This window comes from Rhodococcus sp. NPDC019647 (assembly GCF_044389235.1).
Taxonomy (GTDB): domain Bacteria; phylum Actinomycetota; class Actinomycetes; order Mycobacteriales; family Mycobacteriaceae; genus Rhodococcus_F; species Rhodococcus_F oxybenzonivorans.
The window spans coordinates 122,882-142,455 of sequence record NZ_JBIRXS010000001.1; the positions used below are offsets into that span (position 1 = coordinate 122,882).

Annotated in this window: 23 protein-coding genes and 1 tRNA gene; 14 read left to right on the plus strand and 10 right to left on the minus strand. The window is 65.4% G+C overall.

Annotated elements, in window-relative coordinates; translation table 11 throughout:
• Positions 1 to 23: 23 nt before the first annotated feature.
• From ACH49N_RS00620 to ACH49N_RS00630, 3 genes are all read left to right on the plus strand, one after another.
• Positions 24 to 96 (plus strand) — tRNA-Ala (locus ACH49N_RS00620).
• Positions 97 to 1,065: 969 nt separating this feature from the next.
• A complete protein-coding gene (locus tag ACH49N_RS00625; RefSeq protein ID WP_374432557.1) occupies positions 1,066 to 1,329 on the plus strand; it encodes a hypothetical protein in 264 nt (87 codons plus the stop codon).
• 56 nt (positions 1,330 to 1,385) lie between these two features.
• Positions 1,386 to 1,592 carry a hypothetical protein gene (locus tag ACH49N_RS00630; protein ID WP_159926001.1) on the plus strand — a complete coding sequence of 69 codons (207 nt, stop codon included), beginning with the start codon at positions 1,386 to 1,388 and terminating at the stop codon, positions 1,590 to 1,592.
• Between the two features lie 242 nt (positions 1,593 to 1,834).
• Here ACH49N_RS00630 and ACH49N_RS00635 read toward each other — a convergent pair whose 3' ends face one another.
• Positions 1,835 to 2,230 (minus strand): PAS domain-containing protein, encoded by a 396-nt coding sequence (locus ACH49N_RS00635; RefSeq protein ID WP_358270618.1) that lies wholly within the window; start codon positions 2,228 to 2,230, stop codon positions 1,835 to 1,837.
• Between the two features lie 124 nt (positions 2,231 to 2,354).
• Here ACH49N_RS00635 and ACH49N_RS00640 point away from each other — a divergent pair, with 124 nt between their 5' ends.
• On the plus strand, positions 2,355 to 2,840 hold the full coding sequence (locus ACH49N_RS00640) for an acyltransferase (protein WP_250764694.1): 486 nt from the start codon (positions 2,355 to 2,357) through the stop codon (positions 2,838 to 2,840).
• Here the strand turns inward: ACH49N_RS00640 and ACH49N_RS00645 are convergent.
• A complete protein-coding gene (locus ACH49N_RS00645; RefSeq protein WP_358270615.1) occupies positions 2,780 to 3,295 on the minus strand; it encodes a MarR family transcriptional regulator in 516 nt (171 codons plus the stop codon). The two genes, ACH49N_RS00640 and ACH49N_RS00645, sit on opposite strands and share 61 nt — an antisense overlap.
• A 71-nt stretch (positions 3,296 to 3,366) precedes the next feature.
• On the opposite strand from ACH49N_RS00645, the gene ACH49N_RS00650 reads away from it, so the two are divergent.
• The 3 genes from ACH49N_RS00650 to bluB all read left to right on the plus strand — a co-directional run bounded on the left by ACH49N_RS00650 (position 3,367) and on the right by bluB (position 5,981).
• Positions 3,367 to 4,209: an alpha/beta hydrolase gene (locus tag ACH49N_RS00650; protein WP_358270613.1), complete on the plus strand. Its 843-nt coding sequence runs from the start codon at positions 3,367 to 3,369 to the stop codon at positions 4,207 to 4,209.
• A gap of 66 nt (positions 4,210 to 4,275) precedes the next feature.
• Positions 4,276 to 5,325 (plus strand): GTP-binding protein, encoded by a 1,050-nt coding sequence (locus tag ACH49N_RS00655; protein WP_358270611.1) that lies wholly within the window; start codon positions 4,276 to 4,278, stop codon positions 5,323 to 5,325.
• Positions 5,326 to 5,363: 38 nt separating this feature from the next.
• Positions 5,364 to 5,981 (plus strand): 5,6-dimethylbenzimidazole synthase, encoded by a 618-nt coding sequence (gene bluB, locus ACH49N_RS00660; RefSeq protein ID WP_358270771.1) that lies wholly within the window; start codon positions 5,364 to 5,366, stop codon positions 5,979 to 5,981.
• Here bluB and ACH49N_RS00665 read toward each other — a convergent pair.
• The 4 genes from ACH49N_RS00665 to glp all read right to left on the minus strand — a co-directional run bounded on the left by ACH49N_RS00665 (position 5,978) and on the right by glp (position 10,228).
• The gene (locus ACH49N_RS00665; protein ID WP_358270609.1) at positions 5,978 to 7,408 is read right to left on the minus strand and encodes a DEAD/DEAH box helicase; all 1,431 of its coding nucleotides are present in this window, start codon (positions 7,406 to 7,408) and stop codon (positions 5,978 to 5,980) included. The two genes, bluB and ACH49N_RS00665, sit on opposite strands and share 4 nt — an antisense overlap.
• A 261-nt stretch (positions 7,409 to 7,669) precedes the next feature.
• Positions 7,670 to 8,083, minus strand: a complete 414-nt coding sequence (locus tag ACH49N_RS00670) for a molybdenum cofactor biosynthesis protein MoaE (protein ID WP_250764681.1) — start codon at positions 8,081 to 8,083, stop codon at positions 7,670 to 7,672.
• The gene (gene moaCB, locus ACH49N_RS00675) at positions 8,076 to 9,047 is read right to left on the minus strand and encodes a bifunctional molybdenum cofactor biosynthesis protein MoaC/MoaB (protein WP_159926011.1); all 972 of its coding nucleotides are present in this window, start codon (positions 9,045 to 9,047) and stop codon (positions 8,076 to 8,078) included. Before moaCB ends, ACH49N_RS00670 begins: the two co-directional genes overlap by 8 nt.
• Complete coding sequence (gene glp, locus ACH49N_RS00680; RefSeq protein ID WP_358270606.1) at positions 9,044 to 10,228, minus strand: gephyrin-like molybdotransferase Glp; 1,185 nt, start codon at positions 10,226 to 10,228, stop codon at positions 9,044 to 9,046. The genes moaCB and glp overlap by 4 nt, the downstream gene beginning before the upstream one ends.
• Before the next feature lie 98 nt (positions 10,229 to 10,326).
• On the opposite strand from glp, the gene moaA reads away from it, so the two are divergent.
• Positions 10,327 to 11,382 (plus strand): GTP 3',8-cyclase MoaA, encoded by a 1,056-nt coding sequence (gene moaA / locus ACH49N_RS00685; RefSeq protein ID WP_250764675.1) that lies wholly within the window; start codon positions 10,327 to 10,329, stop codon positions 11,380 to 11,382.
• Positions 11,375 to 11,635 carry a MoaD/ThiS family protein gene (locus ACH49N_RS00690; RefSeq protein WP_109331130.1) on the plus strand — a complete coding sequence of 87 codons (261 nt, stop codon included), beginning with the start codon at positions 11,375 to 11,377 and terminating at the stop codon, positions 11,633 to 11,635. Before moaA ends, ACH49N_RS00690 begins: the two co-directional genes overlap by 8 nt.
• A 26-nt stretch (positions 11,636 to 11,661) precedes the next feature.
• Here ACH49N_RS00690 and ACH49N_RS00695 read toward each other — a convergent pair whose 3' ends face one another.
• Positions 11,662 to 12,441 (minus strand): NAD(P)H-binding protein, encoded by a 780-nt coding sequence (locus tag ACH49N_RS00695; RefSeq protein WP_358270603.1) that lies wholly within the window; start codon positions 12,439 to 12,441, stop codon positions 11,662 to 11,664.
• 4 nt (positions 12,442 to 12,445) lie between these two features.
• Positions 12,446 to 13,285: an ammonia-dependent NAD(+) synthetase gene (nadE, locus tag ACH49N_RS00700; protein ID WP_358270601.1), complete on the minus strand. Its 840-nt coding sequence runs from the start codon at positions 13,283 to 13,285 to the stop codon at positions 12,446 to 12,448.
• A 65-nt stretch (positions 13,286 to 13,350) separates the two neighbouring features.
• Here nadE and ACH49N_RS00705 point away from each other — a divergent pair, with 65 nt between their 5' ends.
• Positions 13,351 to 13,902: a nucleosidase gene (locus ACH49N_RS00705; protein ID WP_159926021.1), complete on the plus strand. Its 552-nt coding sequence runs from the start codon at positions 13,351 to 13,353 to the stop codon at positions 13,900 to 13,902.
• Positions 13,903 to 13,905: 3 nt separating this feature from the next.
• Here ACH49N_RS00705 and ACH49N_RS00710 read toward each other — a convergent pair whose 3' ends face one another.
• The gene (locus ACH49N_RS00710) at positions 13,906 to 14,505 is read right to left on the minus strand and encodes a TetR/AcrR family transcriptional regulator (protein WP_317746472.1); all 600 of its coding nucleotides are present in this window, start codon (positions 14,503 to 14,505) and stop codon (positions 13,906 to 13,908) included.
• Positions 14,506 to 14,604: 99 nt separating this feature from the next.
• On the opposite strand from ACH49N_RS00710, the gene ACH49N_RS00715 reads away from it, so the two are divergent.
• Positions 14,605 to 15,168, plus strand: coding sequence for an NAD(P)H-dependent oxidoreductase (locus ACH49N_RS00715; protein ID WP_358270598.1), 564 nt, complete (start codon positions 14,605 to 14,607; stop codon positions 15,166 to 15,168).
• Between the two features lie 22 nt (positions 15,169 to 15,190).
• Here ACH49N_RS00715 and ACH49N_RS00720 read toward each other — a convergent pair whose 3' ends face one another.
• A complete protein-coding gene (locus ACH49N_RS00720; protein ID WP_358270596.1) occupies positions 15,191 to 16,024 on the minus strand; it encodes a siderophore-interacting protein in 834 nt (277 codons plus the stop codon).
• A gap of 542 nt (positions 16,025 to 16,566) precedes the next feature.
• Here ACH49N_RS00720 and ACH49N_RS00725 point away from each other — a divergent pair.
• The 3 genes from ACH49N_RS00725 to nrdE all read left to right on the plus strand — a co-directional run bounded on the left by ACH49N_RS00725 (position 16,567) and on the right by nrdE (position 19,506).
• A complete protein-coding gene (locus tag ACH49N_RS00725) occupies positions 16,567 to 16,800 on the plus strand; it encodes a redoxin NrdH (RefSeq protein WP_250765121.1) in 234 nt (77 codons plus the stop codon).
• 88 nt (positions 16,801 to 16,888) lie between these two features.
• On the plus strand, positions 16,889 to 17,365 hold the full coding sequence (gene nrdI / locus ACH49N_RS00730; protein WP_358270594.1) for a class Ib ribonucleoside-diphosphate reductase assembly flavoprotein NrdI: 477 nt from the start codon (positions 16,889 to 16,891) through the stop codon (positions 17,363 to 17,365).
• Positions 17,323 to 19,506, plus strand: coding sequence for a class 1b ribonucleoside-diphosphate reductase subunit alpha (nrdE, locus tag ACH49N_RS00735; protein WP_397504355.1), 2,184 nt, complete (start codon positions 17,323 to 17,325; stop codon positions 19,504 to 19,506). Before nrdI ends, nrdE begins: the two co-directional genes overlap by 43 nt.
• Positions 19,507 to 19,574 lie beyond the last annotated feature (68 nt).

Sequence of the window (19,574 nt, forward strand, 5' to 3'; positions counted from 1 at the left end):
GTGCGAGAGAAAGAACTGAATACGGGGCTATGGCGCAGCTGGTAGCGCACCACACTGGCAGTGTGGGGGTCAGGGGTTCGAGTCCCCTTAGCTCCACCCACTGAGAAGTCCCCCACCCTGCAGCGCATGGTGGGGGACTTCTTCATGAGCGTGACCACATGCCTTTCCCGTGGCCTTCGTCCGCTGTTGCCGGTCGGGGCAGTCGAACCTGGCCGGCGACTAGCCCGTTGCCTTCCCGGGCAGCAGAAGCTGTTGTTCGACGGCGGCGACGACGGCGCATCCCGGGCAGAGAGTCGTGCCGTCCGTGACCCAGCCGTTCAACCGGGCTGTGCAGCGGGCAGCGGTTCGACTGTCAGCCAGGGCGCGGTACAGTGGTCACAATGGAAGTCCCATGCGCGGGGGCGCGGGGGAACAGTTCCACCGCTCATGTCACGCTCCGATCACCCCACACGACGCGTTCCCACCAGCTGCTCAGTGGACTCGGATCCGGCCAGCGCACACACTCTTCGGTATGCGCTGTTCGATGGTCGCGTCGGTCTTTCACGTCGGATGATCCGTGCTTGCGGTACCGCACAGCTGTGCACCTCCCCATTACCCGGCGTGCCCGCCACGGCGACGGACACGGATGCCTGTGCATCTCGGAAATTAGCACTCACATCGGTCGCGTGCCAGCGCTACCGATCGGTAACGACAAAGTAACCAGTATGGGCAGTCTGTGAACTGCCGCTGTGAACCTCTTCTGAATTGGCACTCAATGTAGGAGAGTGCTAAATTCTTGATGCACAGTGATGCGGCGTCCGACCAGGTGGCAGGCGCTTGTGGACCGAACCCGGAGGATGGATTGCTGTGCTTCACTTCGGGCCCGGTCCGCAGTCCCGCTCGGTCGCCGACGCTTAGCTGAGGGCAGTCGCGGTCGGATCACGCGCAACGGTGAGCCGCTGAGTCGATCGCGCGCCCCGTCACTGTCCCCGTACGTCTGCACGGAGAGGATTTACCGCAACCATGACCACGACTACGTCACCGTCTCCCTCGTCCGATCGCCGGCGCGGCCACCTGCCATGGCTGATGACGTCGACGCGGCCTCTCGGCGCCTACTGCAGCGACGTCTCGGTGATGCTCGGCGCGCTGTCGATTGTGATGTTCTGGATGTTCGGCTTCGGAATTCTCCTCGGCGCCGGAGCCATAGCGACGGGCATCGTCGCATCTCGTAATCCGTCGGTCGAGGCGGACGAGTCGACATCCCTGGAGGCGCTGATCGGCATACTCACCGGTGCCTTCGGAATCGCGGTCGGAATCGTCTTTCTCGCTGCCGCCCTGCCCCACATGTGAAGTAGCTGCGTCAGCGATCTCGGGTCGGCACGTTGTCGCAGTGGGACACTGGCGGTATGACTTTCACCGTGACACATCGGTCGTTCGACCAACTGGCAGAGTTCGCCGTCACCGACTTCAGCGGCGACGACACATACAGCATCCATGACAGTGGTGCGCTCGTCATCGTCCGCGAAGACCGGGAACTGGTCTATGCGCCGGGAAGTTGGTTCCTGGTGGAGCGCGCCGATGGCAGTGCGGGGGCTCCGGGCAACTACATGTGAATAGAACATACGTTCGATGCACGTGTAGATTCGGCTCTGTGACGCGCCGGACCGAGTTCGCCCCACGGCGATGCCCCAACGGGCACCTGCTCGGTGCCAACACCTGCCTTGTCGGGTGGGAAGTGTGCGACTGCGGCACGTCGAAGAACGGTGGGCACCGCACGCATTTCTGCCGGCGGTGTGGTGTCACGATCCGCACACCGCCTTGTCGCAGTCGGCCGACCTGTCACGGTCGGTAGATGTCAGAGTTTCTGCTTGACGGAACGCGGGTCGCCCCAGATGGTGTCGGATTGATCCTGGAGAACCAGAACGATCAACGTCTCATCGCCCACGTCGAAGGCGGACACCGCGACGTGAACCCAGAGCCAATGGTCATTGCGGTGACGGATACGCAGGTGTGCCGTCGCACTTGCCCTCTCACCGCCCAGCGAGCGGGCGAGCATCGCGCTCCACAGGTCGCTGTCGTCGGGATGGAAGAGTTGTTCGTGCCGGAGACTGTCGAACTCGTCGACGCCGGCGCCGATCAGAGCGGCGCAGGCCGAGTTGCGGAAGATGACCTGGCGGTTCTTGTCGTGGACGCTGATCGCATGCGGGATTTCGAGCATGGCAGCGAATCCTTCGCTATCGAGTTGTGCCACTCGGCCCCCTTGGGTCTCGGGAACATCATCGGGCTCGGTGTCGGATCCGTTACCGAGTCGCATTCGTGCCGACCGAGCAGACGACCATCCAGCGCGGGGCGCGATCACTGGCTAGGGTTGGCGGGTGCGCTTCCTCACGATCGTCCAATCGTCCGCATTTGTGCCGATCTGGCTGCGGATTCTCTTGTTGCTGGCTGCCGGGGCGAAAGTGTGGGGTGCTGGAATCTATTCAGGATGCTATTTCGGCAGCAAAGATGTCAGTCTGGGTCTCGGTACCTTCATCAACCGCGGCGTGCTGTTCGATGGCACCGCATCCATCACCCTCGGCCGGCAGGTGGCGGTCGGTCACCGCGTCCAGTTCATTACCAGCACACATCGGCTGGGTCCGGTGTCGGGACGATGCGGGGCGGCGGTAGACCTTCCCATCGTGGTCGGTGACGGCTGCTGGATCGGCGCAGGGGCCATCATCCTGCCCGGAGTGACGGTCGGTGAAGGTTGTGTCGTCGGTGCAGGAGCGGTAGTCACCCGCGACTGCGCGCCGAACGGACTCTACGTCGGCTCACCCGCGCGACGCGTCCGCGATCTCGACACCGAGTCTTCGCTCGGCTGAACGGCCACTTGCCGTTCGACGGCGACAGCGGCGTTCATGCTGTCGAGAAATCGTGAAATAATCTGTCGCTCTGAAGGTTCGAACCCTTCGAGGATCGTTGTCGTCCGGTTGATGAGCGGGCCGAAGAAGGTTTCACCGAGGTTCATCGCTGTGGCAGTGACCGTGATTCGGGAGCGGCGCCGGTCCTCGGCGTCCGGCGTGCGACGGACGAGCCCGGCCTTCTCCATGCGGTCGAGAAGTGCAGTGACGGATGCCGAATTGATCCCGAGGCGGTCGCCGAGCCAACCCGGGGTTGCAGCGATATCTGCGCGACCGGCGTCCAGGATGCTGATAAGTGCCCGGAGATCGGTGGTGTGCAGTCCGTGCAGCTGGGCGAACTCGGCGCCGAGCAGATTCAGCTCCACCGCGAGAGCGCGCAGCTTGTGCACTGTCTGCGCGCTTTCGTCGAGATTCACGAGACCTGAATGTACTGCCGGAGCGCGGCCGAGGAGATAATATCTCGATCAACGAGATAAATGGAGGCGCTGTGGCGAAACTCGATGACTTCTATCGCGCCTACGACGTCCTGCTGGGCAGCTGGCCGGTGGCGGCTACACCGGTCGACGTGCCGACGGCCTACGGCATCACTCGTGTGAACGTATGCGGTCCCGAATCGGGCGCACCACTGCTTCTCCTGCCCGGAGGCGGAGCGACTTCCACGGTCTGGGCGGCCAACGTCGAGGTCCTGGCGCGTCGCCATCGTGTCTATGCCGTCGACATCATGCAGGACGCCGGGCGGAGCGTAAGCGATGGCACCCCGTTGCGCAGCACGAGCGACTTGTTCACCTGGCTCGATGAGGTACTGGCTGGATTAGGTCTGGAATCGACCGCACTCGTCGGACATTCCTACGGGGCGATGATCGCCCTCGGATACACGTCGAGCGGACGCGGAAACGTCGACAGTGTGGTGCTGCTCGACCCGACATCGTGTTTTGCGGGACTGAGCACCCGCTACCTGCTTCGGGCCGCACCGCTGCTGCTTCGTCCCACTGCGGAGCGTCAACGCGCGCTGATCCGCTGGGAGACAGGTGGCGTCGGCCTGGACGAGCGATGGCTCGAGGTGGCCGCCCTCGGGGCGGTTGCCTTCGCTGGCGCGAAGGTCGTGGTTCCGCGCCGTCCGAAGCCTGCCGCATTCGCCCGGATGACCGTCCCGACCACCGTGCTGCTGGCAGGAAGTAGCCGCGCGCACGACGCGGCGGCGGTGGCGGCCACGATCCGGCGCAGGCTTCCCTCGGCGAGGGTCACGACAATCGAGGGAACCACTCACCACACGATGCCGATGGTGCCTGCCGCCGCCATCGGCGCGGCGATAGTCGGCGCGGTGAGCTGAGATCGTTCGGCCGGGCGCTACCATGGGCGCCCGGTGGCTCAGCGAAATCCATGGAGGTCGGGGCAGTTGGCGAAGAAGCGGATTCCGGTGGTCATCGTCGCTGGATTCCTCGGTTCCGGTAAGACCACCCTGCTCAATCATGTGCTGCGCAATAATCGCGGTGTCCGGGTGGGTGTCATCGTCAACGACTTCGGAGCCGTGAACATCGATTCGATGATGGTGGCCGGGCAGGTCGATTCGATGGTGTCTCTGAGCAACGGGTGCATGTGCTGCGCCGTCGATGTCAGCGACATGGACGACATGCTCGATCGTCTGGCGAATCCCTCTTCACAGATCGATGTGGTGATCGTCGAGGCCAGCGGGCTTGCCGAGCCGCGCAACATGATTCGGCTCGTGCTCGGCAGCAGGAATCCGCACGTCGTGTACGGGGGACTGGTGGTGATGGTCGACGGTGAGCAGTTCGAGGAAACGTCCGCCCAGCATCCTGATCTCGGGAAGCACGTGACCCTGGCCGACCTCCTCGTACTCAACAAGACCGACCGGATCGACGAACCACGACTCGGTGCGGTGAAGCAGCTGGTCCGCGACTACAACGATCGTGCCCCGATTCTCGCGACCGCGCACGGGCGCATCGAGCCCACTCTGCTCTTCGATCAGGAACCGGGGCGTGATCCGGCCCCCGGTGAACAGCTCACGCTCGATCGGCTGTTGCTGGATCAGCACGAGCACTGCGACGAGGGTTGTTGCGGTCACGACCACCTGCATTCGTCCTACGAGTCAGTCGATTTCGCGTCTGCCGATCCGATCGATCCACGGCGGCTGGTCGATTTCCTCGAAAGCCGGCCCGTCGGCATCTATCGCATCAAGGGATTCGTGCACTTCGCGGTACCAGGGCAGTCGCGCAAGTTCGAGGTGCAGACGGTGGGGCCACACATCCGGTTCACCTCCACGCGCTGGGAATCGGGGGAGGAACGCACGACGCAATTGGTACTCATCGGTGCGGACATCGAACCGGAGAAGGTGCGCGCGGGCCTCGAGGACTGCATCGTGGCCGAGGGCGAAGATGTCGACCCCGGCGCGATGCTGGGGGTGCACCGCTATACCGTGACGGCGTGACCGAGCCCGCGTCTAGCACGCCGTCGTATCCCGAACCGATGCTGTCCGTGTATGAGGCGATCCGCCGCCGACGGGACGTGCGAGCGGAGTTCACGGGGGAGCCGGTACCGGAGGAGGTTCTGAACCGCATCCTGGGGGCAGCGCACAGCGCCCCGAGCGTCGGCAACACGCAGCCGTGGGATTTTGTTGTCGTGCGCAGGCCGGAGACTCTCGACGTGTTCGCCGAGCACGTCGCCGATGCCCGCAGAAGGTTCGCTGAATCGCTACCCGACGATCGCAGGACGACGTTCGATCCGATCAAGATCGAAGGAATACGTGAGAGCGGCATGGGCGTCGTCGTCACCTATGACCGCAGTCGCGGAGGCGAGCACATTCTCGGCAGGCACACGGTCGACGACACCGGCCTGTTCTCAGCCGTGCTGGCGATTCAGAATTTGTGGCTCGCGGCCGCCGCCGAGAACATCGGAGTGGGCTGGGTGTCCTTTTACGACGAGCCCTACCTCACCCAATTGCTGGGGATTCCCGCGCCGGTGCGTCCCATCGCCTGGTTGTGTGTGGGATACGTCGCCGAGTTCCAGCAGGTACCCGACCTCGAGCGCTTCGGGTGGCGGGGGCGCCGGCCATTGGCCGACGCCATCCACCTCGACGAGTTCTAGCCTTGACGGCGGCGTGACGCGCCGGCCGACGCGGTACGAGTTCCGCCGCCCGTGGACGACGCCGCCCGTGGCCTGCCCGCAGCGCCGGAACGGGTGCGACGAGCGCCGCCGCCCTGACCGTGGGCGCGTCCGCCCTGGCCGCCTCGTCCACCCTGGCCGCCTTGGCCACCGCCGGGCCGCTGAGTGCGTCCGCCGGTGCTGGACACCGGCGTGGCCTTCGGCGCCGGCGTCACATGCGGTGCGAGGTCACCGACGAGCTCGAGAACGTGCGCGGAATCCGCGGTGCTGCGGACGGGAGTGACCTTGATCGCTGCCTTCCGCATGAGGATGGACAGATCCTTGCGCTGCTCGGGCAGTACGACGGTGACGACGTCGCCGGCGCTGCCTGCGCGCGCGGTTCTGCCCGAACGGTGCAGGTAAGCCTTGTGCTCGGCGGGCGGATCGACGTGCACCACCAGTTCCACATCGTCGACATGGACGCCTCGCGCCGCCACGTCGGTGGCCACCAGCACGCGCGCCTCACCGGCCGAGAAGGAGGCCAGGTTGCGGTCGCGGGCGGCCTGCGACAGATTGCCGTGCAGATCCACCGACGGGATCCCCGCTTCGGTGAGCTGACGCGCCAGCTTCCGCGCCTGATGCTTGGTGCGCATGAACAGGATTCGGCGTCCGGTGCCCGACGCCAGCTTCTCGACCAGCTTGCGCTTGGTCTCGGGGCTGTCGACGTCGAATACATGGTGCGTCATGGCCGCGACGGGTGAGTTCGCCTCGTCGACCGAGTGCAGGACCTCGTTCTTCAGGAACCGCTTGACGAGCTTGTCGACACCGTTGTCCAGCGTGGCGGAGAACAGCAGTCGCTGGCCCTGCTGCGGCGTGGCGGAGAGGATGCGCGTGACGACGGGCAGAAAGCCGAGGTCGGCCATGTGGTCGGCCTCGTCGAGCACGGTGATTTCGACGGCGTCGAGGCTCACGAACCTTTGCTTCATCAGGTCTTCGAGGCGTCCGGGGCATGCGACGACGATGTCGACGCCTGCCTTGAGCGCCGACACCTGGCGGTTCTGGGAGACGCCACCGAAGATGGTGGTGACCTTCAGGTCGTACGCCTGCGCCAGCGGTTCGAGTGTGGCGGTGATCTGGGTGGCCAGCTCGCGGGTGGGGGCCAGGATCAGACCGACGGGGTGGCCGGGCCGACGCTTTCCGCCCGACAGCTCACCTGCGAGGCGGGACACCATCGGGATGGAGAAGGCGAGCGTCTTACCGCTGCCCGTCTTGCCCCGGCCGAGCACGTCGCGGCCCGACAGCGTGTCGGGGAGGGTGTCGACCTGGATGGGGAAGGGCGCGGTGATGCCCTGCGAGGAGAGCACCCGCACCAGCGGTTCGCGGACGCCGAGAGCGGCGAAGGTGGTGTCGGGTGTCGTCGTGTCAGACAAGTGTCAGAGCCTTTCGGGCACAGGGTTGTGCCCGGAGGGCCGACACGGAAAAGCGATCCCGTCGGAGCTCGAGCACAGGTTGGCGGCGTTGCCGGTCGGCAAGCTTCTTCGCCGTAAGAAGAGCGGATGCACACGCGTGTGCACACCCAACAGGATTCGGACGTTCCCGAACTGAATGCGTTCTACGACGCTGGGTGACCGTCATGGTCACCTAGTGCCGCCGAGTCTACCCGGTGATGCGACGCCGGTCCGACTCAGGACTCACAGTCCCACCCATTCGGACGCGCCGTCGGCGAAATGCTGCCGCTTCCAGATGGGTACCTCGTGCTTGATCCGTTCGACGAGTTCGGCGCACGCCGCGAACGCCTCGGCCCGGTGAGGTGCCGCCACCGCAGCCACGAGCGCCAGGTCCCCGACGGTCAGCGCACCCACCCGGTGGATCGCGGCAACAGGCAGTCCCGTCGACGACGCAACCTCCTCGCAACACGTGCGGAGAAAGCGCTCGGCATCGGGGTGTGCCTGATACTCGAGTGCCGAAACGGATTGTCCGGCATCGTGATTACGTACCACCCCGGTGAAAACCACTACTGCGCCGTGTTCCGGTCCCGCCACGGCCGCATCGACAACGGCCGCGTCCAGGGGCAGGTCCGAAATCTGGGCAAGAATGTCACTCATCGTGCATACCTCCACCGGCGATCTGTGCGAGAAGGTGATCGACGATGGGGTCGAGCACCGCAAGTCCATCCTTCACTCCGCCCGGTGAACCCGGCAGATTCACGATCACTGTGCCGTTCGACACACCGGCGAGTCCCCGGCTCAGTGACGCATGCGGCGTCACTGTCGTTCCCCGATTGCGGATGGCATCCGCGACGCCGGGCAGTTCGCGGTCGAGTACGGCCCGGGTGGCTTCGGGAGTGGCGTCGGTGGGGGAGACACCCGTCCCGCCGGTGGTGATGACCAGTGCGGGGCTGCCGGACAGCGCGTCGGCGAGGCCGGCCGCGATCTCGGCGTCGGCGTAGACCAGGGGGCCGCGCGTTCGGAACCCGCGTTCGTCGAGCCAGGCGGTGATGGCCGGACCGGTCGTGTCTTCCCGCGTGCCCGCGGCGCCGCCTGTGGAGGCGACCAGGACCGCGGCGGTGCGCCCTCTCGGTGATGCCGAGTCGGTTGCCGGCTCCCGGGTCCAGTGCCCGCGTTTGCCGCCGTCCTTCGTGAGCAAGCGGACACCGTCCAGGGTGGCAGCGGGATCGACGGCCTTCACCATGTCGTGCAGAGTCAGCCCGGCCACGGCCACCGCGGTCAGCGCCTCCATTTCGACGCCGGTCGGCCCTTTCGTCTTCGCTGTCGCCTCGATCGTGATGGCATCGTCGGCGAATCCGAACTCCACCTTGACCGACGAGAGCGCAAGCTGATGGCACAACGGAATGAGCTCGGACGTCTTCTTCGCACCCGAGATACCCGCAATCCGGGCAGTCGCGAGTACATCTGCCTTGGGGAGATCGTCGGCCCGGACGAGCGCAATGACCTCGGGGGTCGTGACGAGTCGTCCTGCCGCCACGGCAGTCCGGGTGGTATCGGCTTTCGCGCTCACATCGACCATGCGTGCACGACCCTCGCCGTCGAGGTGCGTCAAATCGCTCATAGGGGAATCACCTTCACGAGTTGGCCGGCGTCGAGTGCGGTGACATCGGCGGGAACATCGACGAGGACATCCGCCCACGCCATCGCTGCGACAAGATGTGAGCCCGGACCGGCGACGAGTTCTACCCCGCTGTCGGTGCGGCGGGCGCGGAGGAACTGTCGCTTACCTCGGACGGAGGTGAGCGGCGCCGCGAGCGGCCCCTCCACGGCTTCCGTGGGAGGAAGGCCCGCTGCGCGGCGAATGTCCGGACGGGCGAAGATCTCGAAGGAGACGAGGGTGCTCACCGGATTGCCCGGGAAATTCAATACCGGGACGCCGTTGACCACGGCTGTCCCCTGCGGCCCGCCCGGCTGCATGGCCACGTGAGCGAACTGTGCGCCCAGCGGGGACAGCGTTTCCTTCACCACCTCGAAGTCGCCCATCGATACACCGCCGGACGTCAGCACCACATCGGCGGTGAGGACCGCCTCGGCGAGCAGGGTGCGGAACTCGGCGGGGTCGTCGGTGCTACGGGCGATGGAGACCACCTCTGCACCGTTGGCTCGTGCACTCGACGCCAGTGCGATGCCGTTCGAATCGTAGATCTGGCCGGGACGCAGTGCGCTTCCCGCGTCGACGAGTTCTGCGCCGGTGGTGATCACCGCGACACGCGGCCGCGGGCGTACCGATACGCGCTGCAGCCCGACAGCGGCGAGCACGGCGATGTGACGGGCAGCGAGAAGGTTGCCCGCGGCGAGGAGAAGGGTTCCCGCCCGGACGTCGCTGCCACGTTCGCGCACGAATTCCCCGGCAGAGCGGGTTTTTTCGATCCGCACCTCGCCATCCGAGGTGACTGTGTCCTCGACGGGGACGATCGCGTCTGCGCCCGGCGGAACCGGTGCTCCGGTCATGATTCGGTAGGCCGTGCCGGGAAGGTGCGTGACGGGTTCGGCCGGCCCGGCCGCGATCACCCCGAGCACGGGCAGCATCACAGGGACCGTCGTGATGGATGCGGCGTCGACGGCGTAGCCGTCCATCTGGGAGTTCCGGAACAGGGGCAGATCGACGGGTGAATGGACGTCGGCGGCGAGGGCGCGTCCCAGCGCCTCACCGAGTGGAATCTCCTCGCCGGGGCGCGTATGGAGCGGTGCGAGAAGTTCGGCGACGTGCTGAGCATGCTGCTCCACCGTCCGCGTGGTCACGACGTTCCTCCGGCCATGGTTACCAATCCTATGCACGGCGGTGCGGCACGGATCACCGCCTCACGGCATACTGGACCAATGCGGGGAAAGGCAACGCGATGACAATGGTGGAGATGGGTATTCCCACCGTGCGGTCGGCCGTCTCGCTCGCGGGCCGCCCCGACGTGGGGGACCTCGTCGACAGATTCGGTCGGGTAGCGCGCGACCTGCGGGTGTCGATCACCGAGAAGTGCTCGTTGCGCTGCACCTATTGCATGCCAGAGGAAGGCCTGCCTGCCATCCCGGCGCACAATCTGCTCACGGCTGAGGAAATCGTCCGGTTGGTGGGTATCGCGGTGCATCAGCTCGGGGTCCGGGAGGTCCGGTTCACCGGGGGCGAGCCGCTGATGCGCGCCGACCTCGAAGCGATGATCGCCGGGTGCGCCGAACGGGTTCCGGGTGTGCCGCTGTCGATGACCACCAACGCAGTCGGGCTCGAACACCGGGCTGCTGCACTCGCCCGCGCCGGCCTCACCCGCGTCAACGTCTCCCTCGACTCGATCGACAGGAAGCACTTCGCCAGGCTCACGCGACGCGATCGGTTGCCGTCGGTGATCGCCGGGATCCGGGCCGCGGCCGATGCAGGCCTGGCGCCGCTCAAAGTGAACGCAGTTCTGATGCCCGAGACACTGGCGGGGGCGGCGGATCTCCTCGAATGGTGCCTGACCGAGGGGATTGCGCTCCGCTTCATCGAGGAGATGCCACTCGACGCGGACCACGAGTGGGCACGTGAGCAGATGGTGTCCGCCGACCGGTTGCTGTCGGTTCTGGGTGAGCGGTTCACCCTCGTCGAACACGGCAGGGAGGACGCGTCCGCACCGGCGGAGGAGTGGTTGGTGAACGGTGGTCCGGCCACCGTGGGGATCATTGCGTCGGTCACCCGCTCGTTCTGCTCCGACTGCGACCGAACCCGTCTGACCGCCGAGGGAACGGTACGGTCGTGCCTGTTCAGTGACCAGGAGGTCGACCTGCGGGGGGCACTGCGTTCCGGTGCCGGCGACGAGGACCTGGCCCAGTTGTGGCGTGGCGCGATGTGGAACAAGTGGGCGGGACACGGAATCAATGCGGACGGATTCGCGCCGCCGCAGCGCAGTATGGGAGCTATCGGTGGTTGACACGGTGACAGGCATTTCGGTGCGGTATTTCGCGGCGGCCGCCGACGCCGCCGGTTGTACGAAGGAAACCCTCGATCTGCCGACGGACGCCCCACTCGGTCAGGTGAAGATCGCCCTCGTCGCCAAGTACGGAGCCGACATGGAGCGGGTGCTGTCGGTGGCGGCCTTCCTCGTCGATTCAGAGCTCACGCGCGACCTCACGCGCACCGCCGGACACCAGGTGGACGTCCTGCCGCCGTTCGCGGGAGGCTAGAGGATTTACAGCACTCCGGGAGCCGCTCAGGCCATCGTCGTGTCGGCCAGCCACCGGTCGAAGGTGATCGACCCGAACTCTTTTCCCGGAGCCAGGTTGTGCCCTGCCCTCAGGAAGGAACCCAGTGCTCCCGGCAGGGGCACGTCGACGACGAGTCCGTGCGTCCCCGTGGCCTTCTTCCATGCCACGACGAGGTCACGGGCCGTGCGGACCTCCGGGCCGCCGATGGTGATGAGACCCTCGGACTCCGGCTCGGTCGCCAGAGCGGCGTCCGCCAGCGCCCGCGCGACATCGCGGGTGTCGATCGACTGGAATCGCGTTCTCGTGAACGCCGGAATCACCCCGACATGGCTCGGCGGCTTCGCGACCATGGGAATGAAGTCGTGAAACTGGGTGGCGCGCACGACGACTGTGTCGAGCGGCGAGCTCTCGTAGACCCGTTCCTGCCGTCGCTTGGCCTGATAGTAGGCGAACTCGCCGCGGTCGACGTTCACGATGGACAGCAGCACCGCGCGTCGCACACCCGCACCGTCCGCTGTCGCCAGCAGATTGGTGGCGCCCTCGTCCAGCACGGCCCGAGTGCGGCGGGTCTTGCCGTCGGTCGTGTCCACCACCACGTCGACCCCGTCCAGCGCCTCTGCGAGCCCCTCGCCCGTCACCAAGTCGCCGTGGACATGGACGATCTCGGTGCCCGGCGCACCACCGTGCCGGGTGAGGACACGGACCGAGTGCCCGCGGGCAAGCAACTCCTTGACCAGTTGCCTGCCCGCCGTACCGGTACCGCCCGCGACCAGAACCAGGGTCACCGGATCACCGCCACCAGGTGTCGAGAGGTGTGACGGGGACCGTGCGCTTGTGACGCGTGTTGAGGTACATGGTCTCGAGCTTCTCGGCGACCTCCGGGGAAACGTCCTTGCCCTCGAGGTAGTCGTCGATCTGCGTGTACGTCAGACCGAGCGCCTCCTCGTCGGGGAGCGCCGGGCGGTCGTCCTCGAGATCGGCGGTGGGCACCTTCTTCCAGGTGGTCTCCGGTGCCCCCAGTTCGCGGAGCAGGGCGCCGCCCTGACGCTTGGAGAGGCCGGTCAGGGGAGTGAGGTCCACGCCACCGTCGCCGTACTTGGTGAAGAACCCGGTAATGGCTTCAGCTGCATGGTCGGTACCGAGTACGAGGTAGCCGAGTTGCCCCGCGATCGAGTACTGGATGACCATGCGCTCTCGGGCCTTGATGTTGCCGCGGACGAAGTCGCGCAGGTCGCCGCCGTCGCCGAGGATGTCCCGCAGGGCTGAGGCCGATTCCTTGGCAGTGGCGTCGGCGCCGGGTTTGACGTTGACCGACACCGACCGGTCGGGCTCGATGAACTTCAGCGCGATCTGTGCGTCCGACTCGTCCGCCTGGGTGCCGTAGGGAAGACGGACAGCGACGAACTCGGCCTCGTGTCCCTCCTCGCGCAGTTCGCTCGCCGCGAGTTGAGCGAGACGCCCGACGAGAGTGCTGTCCTGGCCGCCGCTGATGCCCAGAACGAAGCCCTTCGCGGGTGTCGACAGGAGGTACTCCTTCAGGAACTGGACGCGGGTGCGAATTTCTTTCGCCGCGTCGATGGTGGGCTGGGCACCGAGTTCCTCGAGTATCTGCGCACGTAGATTCGCCATGCCAGAAACTGTAGCGAGTGGGCACGTGGGACGCAGGGTGGGGAAGGCCCGGTACGGTTCCGCGCATGAGCAGATCGGACATCCTCGTCGTCAGCGCTACCAAGGCGGAGGCGGTGCACGTCCCACCGGAGTTCGACGTGCTGATCACGGGCATCGGCAAGGTGAGCGCCGCGGTGGCCGTCGCGAAGGCGCTCGGCGACTATCCGTCGTCGCAGAGACCGCTGGTGGTCAACATCGGCACCGCGGGGGCCCTGCACGAACACCACAGTGGCCTTTTCACGCCGTCGACCGTGCTCAACCACGACATCAGCGGCGACGCCATCCGGGCCTTGGGACACGAGGTCGCGGACCGGCTCGAGATGCCTGAGGGGGACGGCTCGGTGCTGGCGACCGGGGACGTCTTCGTATCCGACGCGGGGGTGCGCGACGTGCTCGCGGAGCGGGCCGATCTCGTCGACATGGAAGGTTTCGCCGTCGCCTACGCGTGCGCACAGGTCGGTGCACAATGCCGCCTCGTCAAGCACGTGAGCGATACGGCCGACGACTCGGCGCTCGACTGGCCGGCGCGCATCGACGCAAGCGCCAGGGAATTGGCGCTGTGGCTGCGCACCCTGTGACCGTCAGGCGCGGGTGACACGCCTGACGAGATCTTCCCAGGCAGCCTCGAGGCGCTCGGTCGACATCCCGAGGTCGCGGATCTCGTGCAGTACGAGCGTCGCCTCGAGGGGTGCGAGGAGCGAGCACGCCAGCAGTTCGTGATCTCCTTCGACGCCCGCTTCGCGGAGCAGCGACACGACGTGCGTCACCGACACTGCGCGAGCCGGCGCGGCGAAACGAGTGCCCGGAGAATTCTCCGCGGCCCGCCGGACCTCGCCCTCGACCTCGACGGTGGCGATGCGCGCCCGGCCGTAGGCGATGAGCCGTTCGACCGGATCGGCGCCCGGCCCCAGCGGTGGGGGTCCGAACATGAACGCCTGCTGGAGTTCGCGCTCGGAATGGTCGAGGAGGGCGAGCATGAGTCCCGATCGGCTTCCGAACCGGCGGAACACTGTGCCCTTGCCCACACCGGCCTTGCAGGCGACGGCGTCCATCGTCACCGCGTCGACGCCCCGCTCGGACACCAAGAGGGCCGCAGCATCGAGCAGTAGCCGCCGATTACGTGCGGCATCACACCGTTCGGGCGGTTCGACCCCGATCTGGGGAAGGAGAAGGCGGGTCACGGCGCCAATCCTACCGCGCGGGGAATGTAAGTGGACCGTGGTCCGTTTAGCTGATATACCTGTTTCGAGTCGCCCACCGCACCATCGAAGGAAATTGACATGTCGAAGACCAACATTCTCGTACTCGTCGGCAGCCTGCGCGCCGCGTCGGTCAACCGCCAGCTCGCCGAGACGGCAGTCTCGGTTGCTCCGGCAGGGACCGACGTCACCGTGTTCGAAGGGCTCGGTGAGGTGCCCTTCTACAACGAGGACATCGACGTCGCAGGTTCCCTCCCCGCCGTCGAGGCGTTGCGTGACGCCGCCGGCCGCGCCGATGCGCTACTGATCCTCACCCCCGAGTACAACGGCACGATTCCCGCCGTGCTCAAGAACGCCATCGACTGGATCTCCCGTCCGTACGGAACCGGCGCCGTCAAGGACAAGCCGGTCGCCGTCATCAGCGCGTCCCCCAGCGGCAACGGTGCGCAGTGGGCCCATGAAGACACCCGCAAGGCAGTCCGTATCGCCGGCGGCGAGGTGCTCGAGGACGTCACGCTCGCCATCGGCGGCACGATCGACAAGTTCGGTGACCGCCACCCGCGGGAGAACGCCGAGGTCGCACAGCAGGTCGCCGATGTCGTGACCAGCCTCGTGGACGCTACCAAGCAGCTCGTCGACGCTTGAGTCGCTCGCGGGACCGCCGTCGCTACAGCCCTGATCTCTCGAGGGCTGCGTCGACGGCGTCCCGCACCGCGTCGAAGTCTTCACCGGCCGCCAGGGCAGAGTCCCTGGCGGCTTCTATCTGCTCACGGACCGTCTCGTACCGCGCGACCCAATCCTCCTTGTTTGGGCGCCAATAACCCATGACGTCATATCTATTCGCCGGCCAGCCCAATTCGTGGCGCAGGCGGCGGCGTACGTCTCGGGATGTACGCGCTTCGCCCGCAAACCACACGTATCCCGGCTCGGAGGGTCGCGGCCAGGAGCGTGCAGCCTCCGCCAGCCTGCTGGGTCCGGTGCCGTTGCCGCTGCCGTGCAACCAGGTGACCGTCACGTCGGCCTCGGTGGTGAAGTGCTGCCGATCCTCGGCGGCCGTAATCTCGGCGATCACGTGCACGTGCGCCGAACCGGGCAATTCCTCCACGATCCGGCCGACGGCAGGTAAACCGGTCATGTCGGCGACGAGAAGTTGCCATGCCGTATCGCTGGGCGGTGAATACCAACCGGCGGCGGCCGAGAACCCCAGAACATCGCCGGGCGACGCCTGTAGCGCCCACCGAATCGCAGCGCCGCCCGCGTGGACGGCGAAATCGATGTCCATCTCGCAGGTCGACGGGTCCCAGCGGCGGACGGTGAAGCTCCTCTGCTCCTCGCCACCGGGCGGAAAGGCGAGCAATACGCGCTCGTCGGGCACGCCACTCGACTCGAACTCCGTCAGATCACCACCAGACAGGGTGATCCTCAGCATGTTCGGCGTCACCCGCTCCGTGTGGACGACGGGCGCCCAGCGGTCGGGTTGCTCGGAGGAGTGCACGGGCATCCGGTCACGGTACCGGGAGCCAGGCAGTTACCGGCCGGCAAGCGGCGGTGGAGGTGGGGGCGCCGGGTACACGCGGCTGCGGGGGGAGTCGGGTCTCGGCCGAAGGTCGCCGTCCGCCGAGCGGGTCGAGTGGAATCCGGTTGAAATGAGGGCCGCTACAGTCCACTGCTCGGGGTGCGCTGGGGAATGCTGGAGCCTGCTCACAGGTGACGTAGGCTCCTCGAGCCTCGGGTGTACGAACCTTGCCGGCGGGAGCGTTCCGAGGCTCGCCGAAAAAGTGATGCGCGACACGCCGACGGCATGACGAAATTTGCCGTCCATCGGAAGTCGACCAGGGAATTTCATCGATGTGACTCACAACATCTCGGGTTAAGTGTTTCTGTCGGCCACTAGGTGTAGTGTCTTGAGCACTGAGAGACCACTACGGGAATCGGCTCGGTGAACCCCTCCACTGGGGTGACCGTCCTCTCGATCAGGGGAGATCTCGGGTGCTGAACACACACTTCGTCAGCTCCATTTTCGGCAGTGGAAAGAGGGACTTCATGAGCATCACCGTCTACACCAAGCCCGCTTGCGTTCAGTGCAATGCCACCTACCGGGCCCTCGACAAGGAGGGTATCGACTACGCCGTCGTCGACATCACCGAAGACGCCGAAGCCCGGGACTACGTGATGGCGCTGGGATACCTGCAGGCGCCCGTGGTCGTAGCCGGTGACGACCACTGGTCGGGCTTCCGGCCCGACCGGATCAAGACCCTCTCGGCAAACGCTGCTTGAAGCGACACGATCGCACCCTCCGCGAGCGAGAGCGAACCGATTCCGGAGCAGCACTGACCGACAGTTCCACTCGAGATGGTGAGTACCGATGACTTCGCTGGTGTACTTCTCCAGCGCCTCGGAGAACACGCACCGATTCGTTCAGCGGCTCGGGGTGCCTGCGACGCGCATACCCATCCACGACCGCGACGGCACCTTCGAGGTGCACGAGCCCTACGTCTTGATCCTCCCCACGTACGGCGGCGGGACCACGGCGATGGGCAGGGACACCAGTTACGTTCCGAAGCCCGTCATCCGATTTCTCAACAATCCACACAACAGGTCGCTGATCCGAGCAGTGATCGCGGCGGGAAACACCAATTTCGGTGAGTCCTATTGCTTTGCAGGAAACATCATTTCTCAGAAGTGTCACGTTCCCTACCTCTACCGCTTCGAACTCATGGGCACAGCCGAGGACGTCGAACGGGTGCAGGTCGGTCTGGGTGAATTCTGGGAACACTTAGACGACAAGGAGCAGGAGCTGTGGCGCCGACCATCACAGACACCATCGATGCGGGGAGCGTAGAGCGTGACGCGCGCGGTGGGGACTCGACGAACGGTCTCGACTACCACGCGCTCAACGCGATGCTCAACTTGTACGGGCCGAACGGCGAGATTCAGTTCGACAAGGATGTCGCCGCGGCCCGCCAGTACTTCCTGCAGCATGTCAACCAGAACACGGTGTTCTTCCACAACCTCGACGAGAAGCTCGATTATCTCGTCGAGGAGAATTACTACGAGCCGGAGGTGCTCGACCAGTACTCGCGTGCCTTCGTGAAGTTCCTGATCGACCACGCGTATTCCAAGAAGTTCCGCTTCCCGACCTTCCTGGGCGCCTTCAAGTACTACACCTCGTACACGCTCAAGACGTTCGACGGAAAGCGCTACCTCGAGCGGTTCGAGGACCGAGTGTGCATGGTGGCGCTCACCCTTGCAGCAGGCGACGAGGACCTGGCCACCAAGCTGGTCGACGAGATCATCGCCGGACGCTTCCAGCCCGCCACCCCCACGTTCCTCAACTCCGGCAAGAAGCAGCGCGGTGAACCCGTCTCCTGCTTCCTCCTCCGCATCGAGGACAACATGGAGTCGATCGGCCGCTCCATCAACTCCGCCCTGCAGCTGTCCAAGCGCGGCGGCGGAGTCGCGTTGCTGCTCACCAATGTTCGTGAACACGGCGCCCCGATCAAGCGAATCGAGAACCAGAGCTCGGGTGTCATCCCCATCATGAAGCTCCTCGAAGACTCCTTCTCCTACGCCAACCAGCTCGGGGCGCGTCAGGGTGCGGGTGCGGTGTACCTGCACGCCCACCATCCGGACATCTACCGGTTCCTCGACACCAAGCGTGAGAACGCCGACGAGAAGATCCGCATCAAGACGCTGTCCCTCGGCGTGGTCATCCCGGACATCACCTTCGAGCTGGCGAAGAAGAACGAGGACATGTATTTGTTCTCGCCGTACGACGTCGAACGCATCTACGGCGTTCCGTTCGCGGACATCAACGTCACCGAGAAGTACTACGAAATGGTCGACGACAAGCGGATCCGGAAGTCGAAGATCAAGGCGCGCGAGTTCTTCCAGACCATCGCCGAGCTGCAGTTCGAGTCGGGCTACCCGTACATCATGTTCGAGGACACGGTGAACCGGGCCAACCCCATCGAGGGCAAGATCACGCACTCCAACCTGTGCTCCGAAATCCTGCAGGTGTCGACGCCGTCGCTGTTCAACGACGACCTCTCGTACAGCAAGGTGGGCAAGGACATCTCCTGCAACCTGGGGTCGCTGAACATTGCCAAGACGATGGACTCGCCGGACTTCGCGCGGACCATCGAGGTGGCGATTCGCGGACTGACCGCGGTGTCCGATCAGACGCACATCTACTCGGTGCCGTCGATCGAGGAGGGCAACAACGACTCTCACGCCATCGGGCTCGGCCAGATGAACCTGCACGGGTACCTGGCGCGGGAGCGGATCTACTACGGCTCCGACGAGGGCATCGACTTCACGAACATCTACTTCTACACCGTGGTGTTCCATGCGCTGCAGGCGTCCAACCGGATTGCCATCGAGCGGGGAACGTACTTCAAGGGCTTCCCGCAGTCGCAGTACGCGTCCGGCGAGTACTTCGACAAGTACACCGATCAGGTGTGGGAGCCGAAGACGGACAAGGTGCGTCAACTCTTCGCCGACTCCGGTGTGCACATCCCCACCCAGGACGACTGGCGTGAGTTGAAGGCGTCCGTGCAGAAGCACGGCATCTACAACCAGAACCTCCAGGCCGTCCCGCCCACCGGGTCGATCTCCTACATCAACTACTCCACCAGCTCCATTCACCCGGTGGCGTCGAAGATCGAGATCCGCAAGGAAGGCAAGATCGGCCGCGTCTACTACCCGGCGCCGTACCTGACGAACGACAACCTGGAGTACTACCAGGACGCGTACGAGATCGGCTACGAGAAGATCATCGACACCTACGCCGCGGCCACCCAGCACGTGGACCAGGGGTTGTCGCTGACGTTGTTCTTCAAGGACACCGCCACCACCCGCGACATCAACAAGGCGCAGATCTACGCGTGGCGCAAGGGGATCAAGACGCTGTACTACATCCGTCTGCGTCAGATGGCCCTCGAAGGCACCGAGGTCGAAGGTTGCGTTTCCTGCATGCTGTAGGCGGCTCCGCCGCCCGTGAGTACTTATTAACCGGCGGCGGTTAATAAGTACTCACAGCCGAACGAAGT